Origin of the sequence: Ectopseudomonas khazarica (assembly GCF_017915135.1) — a bacterium.
GTDB lineage: Bacteria > Pseudomonadota > Gammaproteobacteria > Pseudomonadales > Pseudomonadaceae > Aquipseudomonas > Aquipseudomonas khazarica.
Map to the genome: position 1 here is coordinate 1825808 of NZ_CP068551.1, position 21737 is coordinate 1847544.

The 21737-nt window shown below is 66.3% G+C and carries 21 protein-coding genes; 19 read left to right on the top strand and 2 right to left on the bottom strand.

The features are described from left to right. Positions 1–15: 15 nt before the first annotated feature. Positions 16–1959 (bottom strand): type II secretion system secretin GspD, encoded by a 1944-nt coding sequence (gene gspD, locus JLK41_RS08555; RefSeq protein ID WP_150608968.1) that lies wholly within the window; start codon positions 1957–1959, stop codon positions 16–18. Positions 1960–1963: 4 nt separating this feature from the next. Then, positions 1964–2614, bottom strand: a complete 651-nt coding sequence (locus tag JLK41_RS08560) for a type II secretion system protein N (RefSeq protein WP_244976484.1) — start codon at positions 2612–2614, stop codon at positions 1964–1966. Positions 2615–2841: 227 nt separating this feature from the next. Here JLK41_RS08560 and gspE point away from each other — a divergent pair, with 227 nt between their 5' ends. From gspE to astB, 19 genes are all read left to right on the top strand, one after another. Further along, positions 2842–4329, top strand: a complete 1488-nt coding sequence (gene gspE / locus JLK41_RS08565; protein ID WP_134676203.1) for a type II secretion system ATPase GspE — start codon at positions 2842–2844, stop codon at positions 4327–4329. A gap of 120 nt (positions 4330–4449) precedes the next feature. Beyond that, positions 4450–5667, top strand: coding sequence for a type II secretion system inner membrane protein GspF (gene xcpS, locus JLK41_RS08570; RefSeq protein ID WP_210390768.1), 1218 nt, complete (start codon positions 4450–4452; stop codon positions 5665–5667). Between the two features lie 3 nt (positions 5668–5670). Continuing rightward, a complete protein-coding gene (gene gspG, locus JLK41_RS08575; protein WP_210390769.1) occupies positions 5671–6096 on the top strand; it encodes a type II secretion system major pseudopilin GspG in 426 nt (141 codons plus the stop codon). Positions 6097–6103: 7 nt separating this feature from the next. Continuing rightward, positions 6104–6667 carry a type II secretion system minor pseudopilin GspH gene (gene gspH / locus JLK41_RS08580; RefSeq protein WP_179553868.1) on the top strand — a complete coding sequence of 188 codons (564 nt, stop codon included), beginning with the start codon at positions 6104–6106 and terminating at the stop codon, positions 6665–6667. After that, complete coding sequence (gene gspI, locus JLK41_RS08585) at positions 6664–7050, top strand: type II secretion system minor pseudopilin GspI (RefSeq protein WP_210390770.1); 387 nt, start codon at positions 6664–6666, stop codon at positions 7048–7050. The genes gspH and gspI overlap by 4 nt, the downstream gene beginning before the upstream one ends. After that, positions 7047–7724: a type II secretion system minor pseudopilin GspJ gene (gene gspJ, locus JLK41_RS08590; protein ID WP_037048454.1), complete on the top strand. Its 678-nt coding sequence runs from the start codon at positions 7047–7049 to the stop codon at positions 7722–7724. Before gspI ends, gspJ begins: the two co-directional genes overlap by 4 nt. Next, on the top strand, positions 7721–8695 hold the full coding sequence (gene gspK / locus JLK41_RS08595) for a type II secretion system minor pseudopilin GspK (RefSeq protein WP_150608978.1): 975 nt from the start codon (positions 7721–7723) through the stop codon (positions 8693–8695). The genes gspJ and gspK overlap by 4 nt, the downstream gene beginning before the upstream one ends. Further along, positions 8692–9831, top strand: coding sequence for a type II secretion system protein GspL (gene gspL / locus JLK41_RS08600; RefSeq protein WP_210390771.1), 1140 nt, complete (start codon positions 8692–8694; stop codon positions 9829–9831). Before gspK ends, gspL begins: the two co-directional genes overlap by 4 nt. Before the next feature lie 11 nt (positions 9832–9842). Then, positions 9843–10349, top strand: a complete 507-nt coding sequence (locus JLK41_RS08605; protein WP_425321844.1) for a type II secretion system protein M — start codon at positions 9843–9845, stop codon at positions 10347–10349. A gap of 475 nt (positions 10350–10824) precedes the next feature. Then, positions 10825–11598 (top strand): ABC transporter substrate-binding protein, encoded by a 774-nt coding sequence (locus JLK41_RS08610; protein WP_037048446.1) that lies wholly within the window; start codon positions 10825–10827, stop codon positions 11596–11598. A 186-nt stretch (positions 11599–11784) separates the two neighbouring features. Continuing rightward, positions 11785–12474: an ABC transporter permease gene (locus JLK41_RS08615; protein ID WP_037048443.1), complete on the top strand. Its 690-nt coding sequence runs from the start codon at positions 11785–11787 to the stop codon at positions 12472–12474. 10 nt (positions 12475–12484) lie between these two features. Further along, a complete protein-coding gene (locus tag JLK41_RS08620; protein WP_210390773.1) occupies positions 12485–13183 on the top strand; it encodes an ABC transporter permease in 699 nt (232 codons plus the stop codon). A 28-nt stretch (positions 13184–13211) separates the two neighbouring features. Next, complete coding sequence (locus tag JLK41_RS08625) at positions 13212–13976, top strand: ABC transporter ATP-binding protein (protein ID WP_037048436.1); 765 nt, start codon at positions 13212–13214, stop codon at positions 13974–13976. A gap of 98 nt (positions 13977–14074) precedes the next feature. Further along, complete coding sequence (gene argR / locus JLK41_RS08630; RefSeq protein WP_037048434.1) at positions 14075–15055, top strand: transcriptional regulator ArgR; 981 nt, start codon at positions 14075–14077, stop codon at positions 15053–15055. 337 nt (positions 15056–15392) lie between these two features. Next, complete coding sequence (locus JLK41_RS08635) at positions 15393–16613, top strand: aspartate aminotransferase family protein (protein WP_037048432.1); 1221 nt, start codon at positions 15393–15395, stop codon at positions 16611–16613. 135 nt (positions 16614–16748) lie between these two features. Further along, positions 16749–17765 carry an arginine/ornithine succinyltransferase subunit alpha gene (gene aruF / locus JLK41_RS08640; protein WP_150608980.1) on the top strand — a complete coding sequence of 339 codons (1017 nt, stop codon included), beginning with the start codon at positions 16749–16751 and terminating at the stop codon, positions 17763–17765. Positions 17766–17846: 81 nt separating this feature from the next. Next, complete coding sequence (gene astA, locus JLK41_RS08645; RefSeq protein ID WP_037048419.1) at positions 17847–18863, top strand: arginine N-succinyltransferase; 1017 nt, start codon at positions 17847–17849, stop codon at positions 18861–18863. 63 nt (positions 18864–18926) lie between these two features. Beyond that, the gene (gene astD / locus JLK41_RS08650; protein ID WP_150608982.1) at positions 18927–20390 is read left to right on the top strand and encodes a succinylglutamate-semialdehyde dehydrogenase; all 1464 of its coding nucleotides are present in this window, start codon (positions 18927–18929) and stop codon (positions 20388–20390) included. After that, positions 20390–21736 carry an N-succinylarginine dihydrolase gene (gene astB, locus JLK41_RS08655; RefSeq protein ID WP_150608984.1) on the top strand — a complete coding sequence of 449 codons (1347 nt, stop codon included), beginning with the start codon at positions 20390–20392 and terminating at the stop codon, positions 21734–21736. Before astD ends, astB begins: the two co-directional genes overlap by 1 nt. Position 21737: the final 1 nt, after the last annotated feature.

The window sequence follows — 21737 nt, forward strand, 5'->3', positions numbered from 1 at the left end:
TGGCAGGCGATACCCTTACTGGCGCAAGTCCACCGCCGGCGCGCCCTGGCCATCGAACAGTTGCGCAGGTTGGCTGGGCAGGATGCTGGGGCGGCCGCCGTTGCTGCTGCCATTGCCGATGATGCGGATATCGCTGTACTTCTTGCCGGACAGTGCGGCCAGACCGGCGCCGTCGCGTACCACGGTGGGACGCAGGAAGACCATCAGGTTGCGCTTGATGTGCGACTCGCGAGTGGAGCGGAACAGCCCGCCTATCAGTGGAATGTCACCCAGCAACGGCACCTTGGAAACGGCTTCGGTGACGTCGTCCTGAATCAGCCCGCCGAGCACGATCACCTGGCCATCGTCGGCGAGGATGGTGCTCTTGATCGAGCGCTTGTTGGTCACCAGGTCCACCGCCTGGGCATTGAGCCCGGTGCTCGGCGCGATGGAGGAGATCTCCTGTTCGATCTCCAGGCGCAGGGTGGCGCCTTCGTTGATGTGCGGGGTGACCTTGAGGGTGACGCCGATGTCCTTGCGCTCGATGGTGGTGAAGGGGTTGCCCGCGCCAGAGGCGTCGGTGGTGTAGGAGCCGGTCTGGAAGGGGACGTTCTGTCCGACGAGAATCTCCGCCTTCTGGTTGTCCAGGGTCAGCAGGCTCGGCGTCGACAGCAGGTTGCTCTTGCTGTTGGCCGACAGCGCGGTGATCAGCGCGCCGAAGCGGTCGCTGCCAACGCCGATGATGGCGCCGTCGGGGAGTGTGGTGTTCTCCGGTATTTCATCGTTCTGCAGGATCTGCAGCACCGAACCGACGGACAGTCCGGTACCGGCGAAGTTGACCCCGCCCAGGCCGCCACGGCCACCACGTGCATCCACCGCCCATTGCACGCCCACGGCATCGGTGATGTCGCCGGAGACTTCGACGATGGCCGCCTCGACCATGACCTGCGCGCGCGGCACGTCGAGCTGACGGACGATGTCCTCGAGGGTGGCGACCTGATCCGGGTCGGCCAGCAGCACCAGGGCGTTGAGGCTCTCGTCGGCACGGATGAGGATGTTCGACTGCTTGCCGCTGGTCTCGCCGGTCTCCTGGCTCTTCAAGCCTTCGGAGATTTCCCCGAGGGTTTCGGCCAGGGCCTTGGCGTCGTTGTGACGCAGGCGAATCACCCGCGTGTTGGCCGAGCGGCTGGTGGGCGTATCCAGCGAGCGGGCGAGGTCGGCCAGCTTGGCGCGGGCGTCCGGCGGGCCGAGAAGAATCAGGCGATTGGTGCGGGCATCGGCCACCACCTGGGTAGCGCCGCTGCCCTTGGCCTGGCCACGGGCGATGGCGGTGTTGAGGACCTCGGCGGCGTCCATCACCCAGGCATGTTGCAGGGTGACCACGCTGAAATCCTGCGCGCCGCTCTGGTCGAGCTGGCGCATCAGGTCCTGGATGCGTGCGATGTTGGCGCTGCGGTCGCTGATGATCAGCGCGTTGGCCGAGGTGACGGCAGCCAGGTGACCGTACTGCGGTACCAGCGGGCGGATCAACGGGATCAGCTCGGCTACCGGCACGTGCTGTACCTGGATCAGCCGGGTTTCCAGGCGGTCCGGTGCGGCCCGGCCTTCACCGGCTTCGGCCTTGGCTTCGGCATTGGGCACGATGCGCGCCTGGTCGCCCTGGGTCAGTACGCTGAAACCGTGGGTGGCCATCACCGAGAGGAACAGCTGGTACACCTCGGAGAGGCCCAGCGGGGTGCTGGACACCACGCTGACCTGGCCCTTCACACGCGGGTCGACGACGAAGGTCTGCCCGGTGATGGCGGCGATCTGGTCGATGAACTCGCGGATGTCCGCACCCTTGAGGTTGATGGTCCAGCTTTCTTCCTGCTGGTTAGCGCTGCTGGGCACCTGTTCGATCTGCGCAAGCAGCGGCAAGGGCGTGCTGGCCAGGCTGGCGGCTATCAGGGCGAGTGTCAGTCGGCTTCGGAGAACAGGCATCGGTTCAGTCGCTTTCCATGGGCTGATCGGGGGGCGTTTCTTCGGGCAGTGTGCCGGAGGCTTCCATCTGTTCGCGCAGCATCTGCATGCGCTGGCGCAGTTGTTCGAGGTTGTCCTGGTCGAGTCGTTCGAGTTGTTGTTGCGGGTCTTCCTGCGTCGCTTCGAACGGTGGGGTATAGCTGTACTGCCCACTCTGCTGGCGCGGGAACCCGAGGCTCTCGCGGCGGCCGTTGCGCAGCAGCTCGACGCGATCGGCATAGATGGCGTCCACACGCACGCCATCGCTCACTTCCATGCCGACGGCATAACGCTGGGCATGCTCGCCCTGGGGCTGGATCAGCGCACTGGAGCGCTGCGGGTCGCTGTGCACGAAGCTGCCGAGCAGGGTCAGTTGCAGATTGGTGGTCGGCGCCGGGCCGCTATCTGCCTGCCGAGGGGCGCCGAACAGTTGGCCGACAGGGGCCTGGCCGTGCTGCACCTGGCCGGAGTCGGCCTGCTCAGGGGCGGGCTGCACCTGGCCGCGGACCAGGCGCAGCAGGTCGGCGCTCTGCCACGCCAGGCTGACGCTCAGGGCGATCAGCACGAGCATGCCGATCAGGCTCGGGGTATTGTCCTTGAGCCGCTGGGAAAGGGCCGAGATGGGCAAAGGTATCACTCCGGAAACGACGTTCTAGCTCTTCTTATGTGCGGGGCGTCGCGCGCTGATCATAGCAGCCCGCGTGATGTTGGCATCCCCCAAATAGGGTGGGTGTGCTGTGCTGGGCAATGTGTTAAAGATAATCGATCGATTGTTAAAGAAAGACCGTCCTTGAGGTGGCCCATTGGGGCGAACAGTCAGGTTAGGCTGTGCTACCGAGACAAGACTCCGTTCTAAGGTCACGCATGAACGCTTCGCTGCACGACACTCCGCTGCGCCGCCTGCCTTTCAGCTTCGCCAAGCGCCATGGCGTGGTGTTCGTCATGCATGACGGCCGCGCCGGCCTGGGCTATCGCCTCGGCTGCGACCCGGTGGCATTGGCCGAGGCGCAGCGTTTCGCCGGGCGCAGCCTGCCGCTGCAGGCGATGAGCGCCAGCGAGTTCGCCCAGGCATTGGGGGCGGCCTATCAGCATGACTCCGCATCCATGCAGCTGGCCGAGGACATCGGCGGCAGTCTCGATCTGGCGTCGCTGGCCGATCAGGTGCCGGAAACCGAGGACCTGCTGGAACAGGAGGACGACGCACCGATCATCCGCCTGATCAACGCGATTCTCGGCGAAGCGATCAAGGAGAACGCCTCCGACATTCACCTGGAAACCTTCGAGAAGCGCCTGGTGGTGCGTTTTCGCGTGGACGGTATCCTGCGTGAAGTGCTCGAACCCAAGCGCGAGCTGGCGACCTTGCTGGTCTCGCGGGTCAAGGTGATGGCGCGGCTGGATATCGCCGAGAAACGCATCCCGCAGGACGGGCGTATCTCGCTCAAGGTGGGCGGGCGCGAGGTGGACATCCGCGTGTCCACGCTGCCGTCGGCCAACGGCGAGCGGGTGGTGCTGCGCCTGCTCGACAAGCAGGCCGGGCGCCTGTCGCTGCAGCACCTGGGGATGCGCAGCGAAGATCGCGCGCTGATGGAAGACACCGTGCGCAAGCCGCATGGCATCCTGCTGGTCACCGGGCCCACCGGCTCGGGCAAGACCACCACGCTGTATGCCAGCCTAGTCAGCCTCAACGACCACACGCGCAACATCCTCACCGTCGAGGACCCCATCGAGTATCACCTCGAAGGCATCGGCCAGACCCAGGTCAACACCAAGGTGGACATGACCTTCGCCCGTGGCCTGCGCGCCATCCTGCGCCAGGACCCGGATGTGGTGATGGTCGGTGAGATTCGCGACAAGGAAACCGCCGAGATCGCCGTGCAGGCGTCGCTGACCGGTCACCTGGTGCTTTCGACCCTGCACACCAACAGTGCCATCGGCGCGATCACCCGTCTGGTGGACATGGGCGTGGAGCCCTTCCTGTTGTCGTCATCGCTGCTCGGCGTGCTGGCGCAGCGCCTGGTGCGGGTGCTCTGTCCGGCATGCAAGGAGCCTTACAGCGCCGATGCGGCCGAGTGCGCGCTGCTGGGGGCGTCGCTCGATCAGGCGCCGACGCTGTACCACGCCCGCGGCTGTGCGCACTGCCATCAGCAGGGCTATCGTGGGCGTACCGGTATCTACGAGCTGGTGGTGTTCGACGAGACCATGCGCAGCCTGGTGCACAGTCGCGCTGCCGAACAGGACATGATCCGCCACGCCCGCACCCTGGGGCCGAGCATTCGCGACGATGGTCGGCGCAAGGTGCTGGAAGGGGTGACCACGGTCGAGGAAGTGTTGCGCGTGACGCGAGAGGAATGATGGCGAGCGTGATATGGGCATCGGCTGTAGCAGCGGCTTCGGCTGCGGGGCGGCACGGATCGCGGCTGCAGCGGAATGCCGCCCAGCCGCTTCCACGGGAACGACGGGAGCGGTTTGCCGATGGCGGCCTTTGAATACATCGCCCTGGACGGCAGTGGCCGCCAGCAGAAGGGCGTGCTGGAGGCCGACAGTGCTCGGCAGGTGCGGCAGCTGCTGCGTGAACGCCAGCTGGCGCCGCTCGAGGTCAAGGCCACGCGCAGTCGCGAGCAGGGTGCTGGCCAGGTGCGCCTGGGCTTTGCCCGTGGTCTGTCGGCACGTGACCTGGCACTGGTTACTCGCCAGCTGGCGACGCTGATCCAGGCGGCGCTGCCTATCGAAGAGGCGTTGCGCGCCGCCGCCGCGCAATCCACCCGTTCGCGCATCCAGGGCATGCTGCTGGCGGTGCGCGCGCGGGTGCTGGAGGGGCACAGCCTGGCCGCCAGCCTCAAGGAGTTTCCCGCAGCGTTTCCCGAGCTGTATCGCGCCACGGTGGCCGCTGGCGAGCACGCCGGGCATCTCGGGCCGGTGCTGGAACAGTTGGCGGACTACACCGAGCAGCGCCAGCAGTCGCGGCAGAAGGTGCAGCTGGCGCTGCTCTATCCGGTGATCCTGATGTGCGCGTCGTTGCTGATCGTCGGTTTTCTGCTCGGCTACGTGGTGCCGGACGTGGTCAAGGTCTTCGTCGACTCCGGGCAGACCCTGCCGGCACTGACCCGTGGGCTCATCGCCCTGAGTGACTGGGTCAAGGCCTGGGGGCTGCTGGCGGTGGTGGCGCTGGTACTGGCGGTTATCGCCTTGCGTGCCGCGCTGCGAGACGAGGCATTTCGCCTGCGCTGGCATCGTTTCCTGTTGCGCATCCCGCTGCTGGGGGGGGTGGGCCGCGCCACCGATTGCGCACGCTTCGCCTCGACCCTGGCGATCCTCACCCGCAGCGGCGTGCCGCTGGTGGAGGCGCTGGCGATTGCCGGCGAGGTGATCGGCAACCGGGTGATTCGCGCCGAGGTGCTGGTGGCGGCGCAGAAGGTCCGTGAGGGCGGTAGCCTGACCCGTTCGCTGGAGGCGACCGGGCAGTTTCCGCCGATGATGTTGCACATGATCGCCAGCGGCGAGCGCTCCGGGGAGCTGGATCAGATGCTGGCGCGTACGGCGAAGAACCAGGAAAACGACCTCAGCGCGCAGATCGCCTTGTTGGTCGGGTTGTTCGAGCCGTTCATGCTGGTCTTCATGGGGGCAGTGGTGCTGGTGATCGTGCTGGCCATCCTGTTGCCGATTCTTTCTTTGAACCAAATGGTGGGATAGCAGGTGAGAAAATCTCAGGCGGGCTTCACGCTCATCGAAATCATGGTAGTGGTGGTCATCCTCGGCATTCTGGCGGCGCTGATCGTGCCGCAGGTGATGAGCCGTCCGGACCAGGCCAAGGTCACTGCCGCGCAGAACGACATCCGCGCCATCGGTGCCGCGCTGGACATGTACAGGCTGGACAATCACAGCTACCCCAATACCCAGCAGGGCCTGGAGGCGCTGGTGAGCAAGCCGAGCGGCAACCCGCCAGCGAAGAACTGGAACAAGGACGGCTACCTCAAGAGCCTGCCCATCGACCCCTGGGGCAATCCCTATCAATACCTGGCGCCTGGCACCAAGGGGGCCTTCGATCTCTATTCGCTCGGCGCTGATGGCAAGCAGGGCGGCAGCGAGTTGAACGCCGATATCGGTAACTGGGAGCTCTGACCTGCCGATGCTGGCCTTCACCTGTTGGCGCCCTCGCACGCGCAGCGCGCTGGCGCTCACGGCGCATGGCCAGCGCGGGTTCACCCTGATCGAGCTGCTGGTGGTGCTGGTGATTCTCGGCAGCCTGATCGGCCTCGCGGTGTTCAGCACGGGCATCGCCGGTCCGGCGCGTGAACTGCGTGGCGAGGCCGAGCGCCTCAGTGGATTGATCGGCGTGCTGCTCGACGAGGCGGTGCTGGATAACCGCGAGTATGGCCTGAGCTTTACCCGCGAAGGTTACCGTGTGCTGCGCTACGACTCGCAACGCGCCGAATGGCAGGCGCTGGACCGCCAGGCCCATCGTCTGCCGGAGTGGGCCGAGCTGACGCTCGAGCTGGAGGGCGAGGAGCCTGCGCTGCCGGGCGAGGCGGATGCGGCGGCGCCGCAGTTGCTGATCCTGTCCAGTGGCGAGCTGACCCCGTTCCGCCTGCGTCTCGCCGAACGACGCCGTGATGGCCTGCGTATGCAGCTCTCCAGCGACGGTTTCACGCTGCCACGTGTCGAGGAACTGGGCGCGGGGCGTGCCGGATGAAATCGGCACGAGGCTTCACCCTGCTCGAGGTGCTGGTGGCCCTGGCCATCTTCGCCCTGGTCGCTGCCAGCGTGTTGACCGCCAGTGCGCGCAGCGTGCGCACCGCCAGCCAGCTGGAGGACAAGACCCTGGCCATGTGGGTGGCCGACAACCGTATGACGGAGTTGCAACTGGCCGAAACACCGCCTGCCGACGGCCGTGATCAGGGCCAGGTGGAGTTCGCCGGACGCCGCTGGTCGTGGCAAAGCGAGATCGAGGCCACCAGCGAGCCGGCCATGCGTCGCGTGACGCTGTGGGTCGCGGTCGATGAGCGCGGCGCCCGGGGTGATCTGCGCGAGCGGGCCGTGGTCAGCCTCAGCGGTTTTCTCGGGGCGCCGCGATGAGGTACGGGCAGCGCGGTTTCACCCTGCTGGAGCTGCTGATCGCCATCGCCATCTTCGCGCTGCTGGGGCTGGCGACCTACCGCATGCTCGACAGCGTGCTCAGTGCCGATGCCGTGACCCGTGAACACGAGCGTCAGCTCCGTGAGCTGACGCGGGCGTTGTCGGCGTTCGAGCGTGACCTGCGGCAGGTCACGGTGCGACCGATTCGAGATGCCTTTGGCGACCCGCAGCCGGCGCTGCACAGCGACCTGGCCGATGCCACGGCGCTGGAGTTGAGCCGTGCCGGCTGGCGCAATCCACTGGGCCAGCCGCGTGCCGAAGTGCAGCGGGTGCGCTGGCAACTGAGTGGCGAGCAATGGCAGCGTCGCTACTGGCGGGTGCTCGACCGTGCCCAGGACAGTGCGCCACAGGTGCAGCAGGCGCTCGACGGCGTCGAGTCGCTGAGCCTGCGCTACCTGGACAAGGACGGCCAGTGGCAGCCTGATTGGCCGCCGGCCAATGCCACTGGCGATGCGTCGTTCACCGAGCTGCCGCGTGCGCTGGAGCTGCGCCTGCAGCACCGGCGCTATGGCGAGTTGCGGCGTCTGTTGCGCCTGCCGGATCTGCCGGCGCAGGAGCAGCCGGCGGCGCCGCAGGGGGAGCAAGGCGAGCAGGGCGAGGAGCCGCAGTCATGAGGCGGCAGCAGGGTGTCGCGCTGATTACCGTGCTGCTGGTGGTGGCCGTGGTCACGGTGGTCTGTGCCGGGTTGATCGCCCGTCAGCAGCTGTCGATCCGCAGCAGCGCCAATCAGCTGCACGTGACCCAGGCCTGGCACTACGCGCTGGGTGGCGAGACCCTGGCCAAGGCGATGCTCGAACGGGATCTGCGCCAGGGTGATCCGCGGCAACCGGTGGACCACCTGCTGGAACCCTGGGCCAGGCCATTGCCGCCCTTTCCGCTGGATGAGGGCGGGGAGCTGCGTGTGCGCATCGTCGACCCCAGCGGCCGCTTCAATCTCAATAACCTGGTGAGTCAGGGCCGGCCCAACGAGCTGGCGGTCATGCGCTTGCGCCGTCTGTTGCTGCGCCTGGACATCGGCAAGCCTTACGCCGAGCGCTTGCTCGACTGGCTGGATCGCGACAGCGAGACGCTGGGTGGCAACGGCGCCGAGGATGCTCAGTACCTCCTGGCTGCACCGCCTTATCGCAGCGCCAATCGCGAAATCAGTGACGTTTCCGAGTTGCGCCTGTTGCTGGAGATGGACGAGGCCGACTATCGCCGCCTGCTGCCCTTCGTCAGTGCGCTGCCCAGCGGCACGTTGCTCAACGTCAACACCGCCAGCGCCATGGTGCTTTCTACCCTGTCCGATGGCCTCAGCCCGGATGCGGCAATGTCGCTGATCGCGGCGCGGGGCTCGGAGGGCTACGCCAGCCCGGCTGTCTTCGCTGCCCAGCCTGCGCTTGCCGGGCTGGGGGAGCAGGTGGCGCAGGGCCTGGCGGTCGGCAGCCAGTATTTCGAAGTGTTCAGCGAGGTCAGCCTGGGAGAGCGCAGGGTGGTCTTGCGCAGCCTGCTGCAGCGCGGCAATGATGGCCAGGTTCGTGTCCTGGCGCGTGATCTGGGGCAGGGCGGCATGCCGCCGGAGCCCGTTGAGGAAGAACAAGAATGAAGCCGTTATGGATATTTCTGCCGCCCGAGGCCTGCCAGGGACTCTCGCCGGAATTGCCGGTGCAGTGGGTCACGCCCGGCGAGAGCCGGACGCTGAGCCTGGCCGATGCCTTGCCGGACCTGCCGGCGCACTGGCAGCTGGTGCTGCCGGTGGAGGCGGTGACCGCCTGCGCCGTGCAATTGCCCACGCAGAAGGCGCGCTGGGTACGCCAGGCGCTGCCGTTCGCGGTGGAGGAGCTGCTCGCCGAGGATGTCGAATCGATGCATCTGGCGCTGGGCGAGCAACTGGCCGATGGTCGTCATCGCGTCTATGCGCTGCGTGCAGACTGGCTGCGTGACTGCCTGGCGCTGTTCGCCGCGCAACCGCCGCAGGCGATCCGCATGGATGCCGACATGCTGCCGCATCAGGGCAGCCAGCTGCTGTGGCTGCAGTCGCGCTGGGTGCTGGGGGGCGAGGCACCCTGGCGGCTGGCAGTACAGGCCGCCGACTGGTCTGCGCTGGCCGAGTCGTGCCCGCAGCCGCGAATGGTCAGGGCGACGGCCGAGCAGTCGGCGCCCGAGCCGCACGATGAGCAGCACCCGCTCGAGGATGCGCACCTGTGGCTGGTCGAGCAGGGCGGCGGTATCGACCTGGCTCAGGGGGCGTTCGCGCTGCGCCAGGGTGATGACGGTTGGCAGCGCTGGCGCCCGCTGGCGGCCGTGCTGGCGCTCTGTGTGCTGTTGCAATGGGGGTTCAATCTGGCGCAGGGCTGGTACCTGCAGCGTGAGGCCGATGCCTACGCGGCCTCCAGTGAGGCGCTGTATCGCGAGCTGTTTCCGCAGGACAGCAAGCTGATCAACCTGAGGGCGCAGCTGGATCAGCACCTGGCGCAGTCGTCGACCGCAGGCAGCGCGCTGCTCGGTCTGCTTGGCGAGGTGTCTGCCGCGCTGTACGCCGAGGGAGAGCCGCAGGTGCAGGTCAATCAGCTCGATTACAGCGCGGTGCGTGGCGACCTGTCATTGCAATTGCAGGCGCCCGGCTTCGCCGAACTGGAAGGGCTGCGCGAGCGCCTGCAGCAGGCCGGTCTGTCGGTGCAGATGGGCTCGGCCAGTCGTGAGGCGCAAGGCGTCAGCGCACGTGTGGTGATCGGAGGATGAGCGGCATGGCGATGAGCGAGAAGTTGCAGCAGCATTGGCAGCGTTCACCCCTGGCGCAGCGCTGGCAGGTGCTGCCGTCGCGTGATCGCCTGGCGTTGCTGGCGCTGGGCCTGTTCCTGCTGCTGGTGCTGTTCTACCTGGCGTTGTGGCAGCCCGCGCAGCGCCATGCGCAGGCGGCGCGTGCCGCGTTCGAGGAGCAGCGAGCGCTGTATGCCTACCTGCAGAGCCGTGCGCCACAGCTGCGCGGGCGTGACCTGCAACCGCACGCGAGCCTCGACCCGGAGCGCCTGCAGGGCCTGGTCACGGCAACGGCTGCGGAGCAGGGCGTGGTGATCGAGCGCCTGGATGCCGAGGGCTACGGCGCCGTGCAGGTCAACCTGCAACCGGTGGCTTTTGCCCAGCTGCTGCGCTGGATCGAGACACTGGAGGGGCAGGGCGTGCGCGTAGAGGAGGCCGGGCTGGACCGCGCCGAGGAGAATCGCGTGATGGCGCGGCTGAGCCTGCGTGCCGGCGAGTGACGGCGGCGCGGGTTCGCTCGCGCGTGCCGGCAGGGCTTGATGGCGCAGTCGGCACGCCCGTTGTCCCGACAGGTAACATCGCGCACCCGATTGGGCGCATAGGAAACGCCGATGCGCCGATAAGGTGCCGTCGCGGGCGTGCGGGAAAACTGCGCGGCGTCTCCAGTGCCCATGCTGTGGGCGTTTGATGCTTTCTGGCCTGAGTCTTGCTGAGATTATCCGTTTACCCTTTTCTGCTTGATCACTCCTTTTGCGAGCTGTCAATATCTGCCCCGGGCGCTTCCTGTGCTTCTGTAATTACTTGTCGCATTAAGGAAATATCGCCTCATTGGCTGCCGCTAGAATGCCGCTCACCCAGCCAAGGCCCTTTCGTCGCTCGTCCTACACGGATGACGCTGCACCGCCTTCTACAATCCTTACAAGGCCCGGGCCCCTCACTGCCATCGATGCCATACCCAATTCGAAGGAGCAAAGAATGAAGAAGATCGCACTGCTCGGCGCCCTGGCGCTGTCCCTGATGTCGCCTCTGGCCATGGCCGAGAAACCGCTGCGCATCGGTATCGAAGCGGCTTACCCTCCCTTCGCATTCAAGACTCCCGATGGCCAGATCTCCGGCTTCGACTACGACATCGGCAACGCCCTGTGCGAAGAGATGAAGGTCGAGTGCAAGTGGATCGAGCAGGAGTTCGATGGCCTGATCCCGGCCCTCAAGGTCCGCAAGTTCGACGCCGTGCTGTCGTCCATGTCGATCACCGAAGACCGGAAGAAATCCGTCGATTTCACCGGCAAGTACTATGCAACGCCGGCCAAGCTGGCGATGAAGGCCGGCACCGAGGTCAAGGACCCGCTGGTCGACCTGAAAGGCAAGAAGGTCGGCGTTCAGCGCTCGTCCGTCTACGACCGTTACGCCACCGACCTGTTCGCTCCGGCGGGCATCGAGGTCGTGCGTTACAGCTCGCAGAACGAAATCTTCCTGGACATGCAGTCCGGTCGTCTGGACGCCACCCTGGCCGACTCGGTGAACATCGATGACGGCTTCCTCAAGACCGACGCCGGCAAGGGCTTCGCCTTCACCGGCCCGGACTTCACCGACGTGAAATACTTCGGCGAAGGCCAGGGCATCGCCGTGCGCAAGGGCGACAAGGCGCTGGCCGACAAGATCAGTGCTGCCATCCTGGCCATTCGCGCCAACGGCAAGTACAAGGCCGTGCAGGACAAGTACTTCGACTTCGACGTTTACGGCGAGTAAGCGATCGCAGATGGACAAAGTGGCACTAACCTTCCCGGAGGTTGTGCCACTTTTTTCTTGGTTCATCCTGTAGCGACCGGCTGGCGGCTCGCCCGTGCTGGCGCTCAGGCGTTGTCGGTCGCTCGGGCGACATGAATTTCCTTTGTGCTAGATGGCGCCATCGTGGTGCCTGAGAGGTATTGGCGCATGCTTCAAGGCTACGGCTCGACCATTCTCGAGGGTGCCTGGCTTACCGTGTCGCTGGCATTGCTGTCGATGGCGGTCGCCATCGCGCTCGGCCTGCTCGGTGCGGCCTTCCGTCTGTCGCCGGTGAGGTGGCTGGCGCTGATGGGCGAGACCTACGCCACGGTGATCCGTGGGATTCCCGAGCTGGTGCTGATCCTGCTGATCTTCTTCGGCGGCCAGGACCTGGTCAACCGCATCGCCCCGCTGCTGGGCTATGAGGACTACATCGACATCAATCCCTTCGTGGCGGGTGTCGGCACGCTGGGCTTCATCTATGGTGCCTACCTGTCGGAGACCTTCCGCGGTGCCTTCATGGCCATCCCCAAGGGGCAGGGCGAGGCGGGCATGGCCTATGGCATGAGCCCGCTGCGGGTGTTCTTCCGCATCCTCGTGCCGCAGATGATCCGCCTGGCGATTCCCGGTCTGACCAACAACTGGCTGGTGCTGGTCAAGGCCACTGCGCTGATCTCCCTGGTCGGTCTGCAGGACATGATGGCCCGCGCCAAGAGCGCCGGTGACGCGACCCGTGAGCCGTTCACCTACATTCTCCTGGCGGCGGCGGTGTACCTGGTGATCACGAGCGTGTCGCTGCTGGTATTGCGCTATCTCGAGCGCCGCTATTCGGTCGGCGTCAAAGCCGCCGAGATCTGAGGGAGTCACCATGCTTTTCGATTACAACGTGGTACTCGACAGCCTGCCGCTGTATTTCGGTGGCGTGCTGGTGACCCTCAAGCTGTTGCTCATCGCCCTGGTCGTGGGCCTGCTGCTGGCGGTGCCGCTGGCGGTGATGCGGGTGTCCAAGCAGGCGCTGGTCAACTTTCCGGCCTGGCTCTACACCTACGTGATCCGTGGCACGCCGATGCTGGTGCAGCTGTACCTGCTGTACTACGGCCTGGCCCAGTTCGAGGCCGTGCGCGAGAGTTTCATGTGGCCCTACCTGTCCAGCGCCACCTTCTGTGCCTGCCTGGCATTCGCCATCAACACCAGCGCCTACACGGCCGAGATCCTGGCAGGCAGCCTCAAGGCCACGCCGCACGGCGAGATCGAGGCGGCCAAGGCCATGGGCATGTCGCGCGGCAAGCTGTATCGGCGCATCCTGCTGCCGTCGGCACTGCGACGGGCGCTGCCGCAGTACAGCAATGAAGTGATCATGATGCTGCACACCACCAGCCTGGCCTCGGTGGTGACCCTCATCGACATCACCGGCGCTGCCAAGACCGTCAGCTCGCAGTACTACCTGCCGTTCGAGGCCTACATCACCGCCGGCCTGTTCTACCTGGTGCTGACCTTCATCCTCGTGCGCCTGTTCAAGCTGGCCGAGCGCCGCTGGCTGGCCTACATGGCCCCGCGCAAGGGCTGATGCCATGACGATTCAAGAGAACCCGAACATGTACAAACTCGAAGTTCAGGACCTGCACAAGCGCTACGGCAGCCATGAGGTGATCAAGGGCGTGTCGATGTCGGCCAAGGCGGGCGACGTGATCAGCATCATCGGCTCCAGTGGTTCGGGCAAGAGCACCTTCCTGCGCTGCCTCAACCTGCTGGAGCAGCCGCATGCCGGCAAGATCCTGCTCAACGGCGAAGAGCTGAAGCTGGTGCCGGCCAAGGACGGTTCGCTGCGCGCCGCCGATGCCAGGCAGTTGCAGCGCATGCGCTCGCGCCTGGCCATGGTGTTCCAGCATTTCAACCTGTGGTCGCACATGAGTGCCCTGGAGAATGTGATGGAGGCGCCGGTGCACGTGCTCGGCGTGAGCAAGGCCGAGGCCCGCGACAAGGCCGAGCACTACCTGGCCAAGGTGGGCGTGGCCCATCGCAAGGATGCCTATCCGGCGCACATGTCCGGCGGCGAGCAGCAGCGCGTGGCCATCGCCCGTGCCCTGGCCATGGAGCCGGAGGTGATGCTGTTCGACGAGCCGACCTCGGCACTCGATCCGGAACTGGTCGGCGAAGTGCTCAAGGTGATGCAGGACCTGGCGACCGAAGGTCGCACCATGGTGGTGGTGACCCACGAAATGGGCTTCGCCCGCGAGGTGTCGAACCAGCTGGTATTCCTGCACAAGGGCCTGGTGGAAGAGCGCGGCTGTCCGAAGGATGTGCTGGTCAATCCACAATCCGAGCGTCTCAAGCAGTTCCTTTCCGGTAGCCTCAAATAATAAGCAGCTAGACTTTGCCCTTTTAGGGTGCGCTCGAGACCGCTGCCGGTTTTTGCAGACGCCCTGAACTGGTGCAAGGCAAACCTGAACATAGACCCATGACCCCCCATCGAATCGGCTTTCTCTACTGGCCCGGCACCAAGGCCCTGACCCTGTCCCTGGCCGAGGAAGCCTTGCGTGTCGCCCAGCGCGTCCACCCGGAAGTGGTGTACGAGCTGGTTTTCCTTCAGGCCGAACCACTGGTCGCGGGTGACTGGCGCCTGCCGGGCGAGCCCTGGGCCGGGCATCTGGACGGACTGGACAAGCTGTTTCTGCTGGCCGATACGCCGCCGGCCCAGGTCTCTGCCGGCCTGGCCGCTGCGCTCAAGCAGCAGGTGCGTGGTGGCTGCGTGATCGGCGGCCTGTCCGCCGGGGTCTATCCGCTGGCCCAGCTGGGTCTGCTCGACGGCTACCGTGCGGCGGTGCACTGGCGCTGGCAGGACGATTTCTCCGAGCGTTTCCCCAAGGTCATCGCCACCAGTCACCTGTTCGACTGGGACCGTGACCGGCTCACCGCGTGTGGCGGCCTGGCGGTGCTCGACCTGCTGCTGGCGGTGCTGGCGCGCGACCACGGCGCCGAACTGGCCGGTGCGGTGAGCGAGGAGCTGGTGGTCGAGCGCATCCGTGAAGGGGGCGAGCGCCAGCGCATTCCGCTGCAGAATCGCCTCGGCTCCAGCCATCCGAAGCTGACCCAGGCCGTGCTGCTGATGGAGGCCAACATCGAGGAGCCGCTGACCACCGACGAGATCGCTCAGCATGTCTGCGTCTCGCGTCGGCAGCTGGAGCGCATCTTCAAGCAGTACCTCAATCGCGTGCCCAGCCAGTACTACCTGGAGCTGCGCCTGAACAAGGCGCGCCAGCTGCTGATGCAGACCAGCAAGTCGATCATCCAGATCGGCCTGTCCTGCGGCTTTTCCTCGGGGCCGCATTTCTCCAGCGCCTACCGCAACTTTTTCGGCGCCACGCCGCGTGACGATCGCAACCAGCGCCGCAGCAACAGCCCCTTCGAGCTGACCTCCACCCCGGTCGAGCGCGGCTGACACGGGCGCTCGCCCGGAGGCATCCGGGCCGATCTCCAGGGCGCTTGCCGGGTGCTCATGTGGCCACGCCGGCGAGGATGTCGATACCGGCCGGTCAGCCTGCGGAGATTTTTTCCGGCCACGTGCTCCGGGCGACGATCTGCGATTAAACTGCGCCTTTCCGATGCTTTCTGTCGCTTGGGCGACAACCCGCGGAAAACCCGGGGTGGCGCTGTAAGAAGTTGTCGCATGGCGGCAATGCCGCCCCCGTTTCAGTCCCTACAATCCTTGCATTCCCTGTCGTTTCGGGCGCTTTGTCGCCGGTCTGCGACTGGTACTTCTCATCAGGAGAGCTTTGATGTCCGTTCAGCACGATGCGGTGCAACGCGCCGATTTCGACCAGTTCATGGTTCCCAACTACGCCCCTGCCGCCTTCGTGCCCGTGCGTGGTCTGGGTTCGCGAGTCTGGGATCAGAGCGGGCGAGAGCTGATCGACTTCGCCGGCGGCATCGCGGTCAACGTGCTGGGCCATTGCCACCCGGCGCTGGTCGCGGCTCTGACCGAGCAGGCCAATACCCTGTGGCACATCTCCAACGTGTTCACCAACGAGCCGGCGCTGCGCCTGGGCAAGAAGCTGGTCGAGGCGACCTTCGCCGAGCGCGTGTTCTTCTGCAACTCCGGCGCCGAGGCCAACGAGGCCGCGTTCAAGCTGGCCCGGCGTGTCGCCCATGACCGTTTCGGTCCGGAGAAGCACGAGATCATCGCCGCCACCAACAGCTTCCACGGGCGGACGCTGTTCACCGTCAGCGTGGGCGGCCAGCCGAAGTATTCCGATGGTTTCGGGCCGAAGATCCAGGGCATCACCCATGTCCCCTACAACGATCTGGACGCCCTGAAGGCGGCCATTTCCGACAAGACCTGCGCCGTGGTGCTGGAGCCCGTGCAGGGTGAGGGCGGCGTGCTGCCGGCGGACAAGGCTTATCTGGAGGGCGCTCGCGCGCTGTGCAACGCACACGACGCGCTGCTGGTCTTCGATGAGGTGCAGAGCGGCATGGGCCGTACCGGCGAGCTGTTCGCCTACATGAACTACGGCGTGGTGCCGGACATCCTGTCCAGCGCCAAGAGCCTGGGCGGTGGTTTCCCCATCGCGGCGATGCTCACCACCACCGACCTGGCCAAGCACTTCGTTCCCGGCACCCATGGCACCACCTATGGCGGCAACCCGCTGGCCTGTGCGGTCGGCGAGGCTGTGCTGGATATCGTCAATACCCGCCAGACCCTGGACGGCGTGCAGGCCAAGAGCGAACGGTTCAAGGTCCGCCTCGAGGCGCTGGGCAAGCAGTACGGCCTGTTCGAGCAGGTACGTGGCATGGGCCTGCTGCTCGGTTGCGTGCTCAACGACGCCTGGAAGGGCAAGGCCAAGCAGGTGCTCGACGCCGCCACGGCCGAAGGCCTGATGATTCTGCAGGCCGGGCCGGATGTGGTGCGCTTCGCCCCGAGCCTGGTGGTCGACGATGCCGACATCGAGGAAGGCCTGGCGCGTTTCGAACGAGCGCTGAGCAAACTGCCGGCGGCCTGAGTGTTTGCGGGCTGATACCGGGAGGGGGCTGGTCGCGACAGCGGCTGGCCAGGACCCTCCCGTTTCATCGCCGATCCGTCGGGCAGGTCGTCGGCCTGCCTGTCGCAACGATTCTGTGTTTAGAAGGAGTGACCCATGCTGGTGATGCGCCCTGCGCAAATGGCGGACCTGGCGGATGTGCAGCGACTGGCTGCTGACAGTCCGGTGGGGGTCACTTCGTTGCCGGACGACGCAGGCCGGCTGGGCGACAAGATCGCCGCTTCGGAGGCGTCCTTCGCCGCCGAGGTCAGCTTCAACGGTGAAGAAAGCTATTTCTTCGTGCTCGAAGACAGCGCGAGCGGTCGCCTGGTCGGCTGCTCCGGCATCGTCGCGTCGGCCGGCTATTCCGAACCCTTCTACAGCTTTCGCAACGAAACCTTCGTGCACAACTCGCGCGAGCTGAAGATTCACAACAAGATCCACGTGCTGTCGCTCTGTCACGACCTGACCGGCAACAGCCTGCTCACCAGCTTCTACGTCGAGCGGCCGCTGGTCGGCAGCGCCTTCGCCGAGCTCAATTCGCGCGGTCGCCTGCTGTTCATGGCCGGCCACCCGGAGCGCTTCGCCGACGCGGTGGTGGTGGAGATCGTCGGCCACAGCGACGAGGGCGGTGATTCGCCGTTCTGGGATGCGGTCGGGCGCAACTTCTTCGATATGACCTACGCCGAGGCCGAGCGCCTGTGCGGGCTGAAAAGCCGCACCTTCCTCGCCGAACTGATGCCGCATTACCCCATCTACGTGCCGCTGCTCTCGGACGAGGCGCAGGAGGCGATGGGCCAGGTGCATCCGCGTGCGCAGATCACCTTCGACATCCTCATGCGTGAAGGCTTCGAGACGGACCACTACATCGACATCTTCGACGGTGGCCCGACCTTGCACGCGCGCACTTCGGGCATTCGCAGCATCGCGCAGAGCCGCCTGGTGCCGGTGAAGATCGGTGAGGCCGAGGGCGGCGGGCGCCAGTACCTGGTGAGCAACGGCCAGCTGCAGGATTTCCGCGCCATCGTCGCCGATCTCGACTGGGTGCCCGGCAAGCCCGTGCTGCTCAGTGCCGAGGCGGCCGAGGCACTGGGCGTCGGTGAAGGTGCCAGCGTCAGGTTGGTCGCGGTTTAACAGGCCCTGCTCCGGTAGCAGAGGGCGCCCTTCGGGGCGGGTGAGGGTGCCGTCGGTACTCTCGAGGAATCTGGAGGATTTATGATCGTTCGTCCCGTGCGCAGTGCCGACTTGCCGGCCCTGATCGACCTGGCTCGCAGTACCGGCGCTGGCCTGACCACGCTGCCGGCCAACGAGGCGCGCCTGGCGCACCGGGTCGGCTGGGCGGAGAAGGCCTTTCGCGGCGAGGCCGAACGGGCCGATGCCGACTACCTGTTCGTGCTCGAGGACGATGCCGGCAAGGTGGTGGGCATCTCGGCGGTCGCCGGCGCCGTGGGCCTGCGCGAGCCCTGGTACAACTACCGTGTGGGCCTGACCGTCAGTGCCTCGCAGGAGCTGAACATCCATCGCCAGGTGCCGACCCTGTTCATGGCCAACGACCTGACCGGCAACTCCGAGCTGTGCTCGCTGTTCCTGCATGCCGGTTACCGCACTGGCCTCAACGGCCGCCTGCTGTCGAAGGCGCGCTTTCTGTTCATCGCCGAATTCCGCGAGCTGTTCGGCGACAAGGTGATCGCCGAGATGCGCGGTGTGTCCGACGAGCGTGGGCGTTCGCCGTTCTGGGAAAGCCTGGGCCGGCACTTCTTCAAGATGGAGTTCTCCCAGGCGGACTATCTCACCGGTGTCGGCAACAAGGCCTTCATCGCCGAGCTGATGCCCAAGTTCCCGCTCTACGCCTGCTTCCTCTCCGAGGACGCGCGCGGCGTGATCGGTCGCGTGCACCCGGACACCGAGCCGGCACTGGCCATGCTCAAGGCCGAGGGCTTCAGCTACCAGGGCTACGTCGACATCTTCGATGCCGGGCCGGCCATCGAGGCGGAAACCGCGAAGATCCGCGCCGTACGCGACAGTCAGAACCTGGTGCTGGCCATCGGCACGCCGGGGGACGACGCCGAACCCTTCCTGGTGCACAACCGCAAGCGCCAGGACTGCCGCATCACCGCCGCGCCGGCACGCCTGGCGGCCGGCACCCTGGTGGTCGATCCGCTGACGGCCAAGCGTCTGCGCCTGTCGGCGGGCGATCAGGTGCGCGCCGTGCCGCTGGCGGCGCACGGCTGAGATTTCTGTTTTGCGCGGTGGCTCTCGACGGCCGCCGCTGAATGCTGGGAGTGGTAGAACAAGATGAACACTCATTACATCGCAGGTCAGTGGCAGCCCGGTCAGGGCGAGCCGCTGCAGTCGCTCGATCCGGTCAGCCAGGCCGTCGTCTGGGAAGGCCAGGGCGCCACTGCCGCACAGGTCGATGCGGCCGTCAGTGCCGCGCGTGGCGCGTTCTCGCTATGGGCCGCGCATTCGCTGGACGGGCGCATCGCCGTGCTGGAGCGTTTCGCTGCCTGCCTGAAGACGCGTGCCGACGAGGTGGCGCGGGCGATCGGTGAAGAGACCGGCAAGCCCCTGTGGGAGGCCGCTACCGAGGTGACCAGCATGGTCAACAAGGTGGCCATTTCCATCCAGAGCTATCGCGAGCGCACCGGTGAGAAGAGTGGTCCGCTGGCCGATGCCACGGCGGTGCTGCGGCACAAGCCGCATGGCGTGGTGGCGGTATTCGGTCCGTACAACTTCCCCGGGCACCTGCCCAACGGGCATATCGTGCCGGCGCTGCTGGCCGGTAACTGCGTGCTGTTCAAGCCCAGCGAACTGACGCCCAAGGTTGCCGAGCTGACCCTGCAATGCTGGATCGAAGCCGGTCTGCCGGCAGGCGTGCTCAACCTGTTGCAGGGCGGCCGTGAAACCGGCGTGGCCCTGGCCGGGCATCCCGGTATCGATGGCCTGTTCTTCACCGGCTCCAGCCGCACCGGCAACCTGCTGCACGCGCAGTTCGCCGGGCGCCCGGACAAGATCCTGGCGCTGGAGATGGGCGGCAACAACCCGCTGATCGTCGATCAGGTGGCCGATGTCGATGCCGCCGTCTACACCATCGTTCAATCCGCCTTCATCAGTGCGGGTCAGCGCTGCACCTGCGCGCGCCGCCTGCTGGTGCCGCAGGGCGCCTGGGGCGATGCCCTGCTGGCGCGCCTGGTGCAGGTCGCCGGGCAGATCCGGGTGGGGCGTTTCGACGAGCAGCCGGCGCCCTTCATGGGCTCGGTGATTTCCCTGCAGGCCGCCGCACAGCTGATGCAGGCGCAGGCCGATCTGCAGGCCAAGGGCGCCAGCGTGCTGCTGGCGATGACGCAGCCGCAGGCCGATGCGGCACTGCTGACGCCCGGCATCGTCGATGTCACCGCCGTGGCCGAACGCCCGGACGAAGAATTCTTCGGCCCGTTGCTGCAGGTGGTCCGCTACGCCGATTTCGACGCGGCCATCGAGGAAGCCAACGCGACGGCCTATGGCCTGGCTGCCGGTTTGCTGTCCGATTCGCGGGCCCGCTACGAGCAGTTCTGGCTGCATAGCCGTGCCGGCATCGTCAACTGGAACAAGCAGCTCACCGGCGCTGCCAGCAGCGCCCCGTTCGGCGGCATCGGCGCCTCCGGCAACCATCGCGCCAGTGCCTACTATGCGGCCGACTACTGTGCCTACCCGGTGGCGTCACTGGAGAGCGAGACCCTGGCCCTGCCTGCGACCCTGACCCCGGGAGTGACCCTGTGATGTCCGCCTATGAAATGAACTTCGACGGCCTGGTCGGGCCGACGCACAACTACGGCGGTCTGTCCTACGGCAACGTGGCATCGCAGAGCAACAGCCAGGTGGTATCCAGCCCCAGGGAGGCCGCCAAGCAAGGGCTGGCCAAGATGAAGGCGCTGATGGACATGGGCTTCAAGCAGGGCGTGCTGGCCCCGCAGGAGCGCCCGGATGTCGGCGCGTTGCGGCGCCTGGGCTTTACCGGCAGCGACGCCGAGGTCATCGCCCGCGCCGCGCGCGAGGCCATGCCGCTGCTGGTGGCGAGCTGCTCGGCATCGAGCATGTGGACGGCCAACTCCTGCACCGTCAGCCCCAGTGCCGACACGGCCGATGGTCGCGTGCACTTCACCGCTGCCAACCTCAACTGCAAGTTCCACCGCAGTATCGAGCACCCGACCACCAGTCGCGTGCTGCAGGCCATGTTCGCCAACGACGCGCACTTCGCCCACCACCCGGCGTTGCCGGCGGTGGCGCAGTTCGGTGACGAGGGCGCGGCCAACCACACGCGTTTCTGCAAGGGCTATGGCGACGCCGGCGTGGAGTTCTTCGTCTACGGGCGCAGTGCCTTCGATATGCGCTATCCGGCGCCGGCGCGCTACCCGGCGCGGCAGACCCTGGAAGCCAGCCAGGCGGTCGCGCGCCTGCACGGCCTGAGCGACGCGGGCGTGGTCTACGCCCAGCAGAACCCAGCGGTGATCGATCAGGGCGTGTTCCACAACGATGTGATCGCGGTGGGCAACGGCGAGGTGCTGTTCTACCACCAGGACGCCTTCCTCGAGACCGACAAGGTGCTGGCCGAACTGGGCGACAAACTGGCGCGGCGCGGCGGCAACTTCCAGGCCGTCTGCGTGCCGGGCTCGGCGGTGAGCGTGCAGGATGCGGTGCGCTCGTACCTGTTCAACAGCCAACTGCTCACGCGCGCCGATGGCAGCATGCTGCTGGTGGTGCCGGAAGAATGTCGCAACAATGCCAGCGTCTGGCGCTACCTCGAGCAACTGACCGCCAGCGGCGGGCCGATTCGCGAGGTGCGCGTGTTCGACCTCAAGCAGAGCATGCAGAATGGTGGCGGCCCGGCGTGCCTGCGCTTGCGCGTGGCGCTCAAGGAGCAGGAGCTGGCGGCGGTCAATCCGGGCGTGGTGATGAGCCACGCGCTGCATGACACCCTGGTGGCCTGGGTCGACAAGCACTATCGCGATCGCCTGAGCGAGGCCGATCTTGCCGATCCGCAATTGCTCGGCGAATGCCGCACGGCATTGGATGAACTGACGCAGATCCTTAAACTGGGCTCGGTCTATCCTTTCCAACTGAACTGAC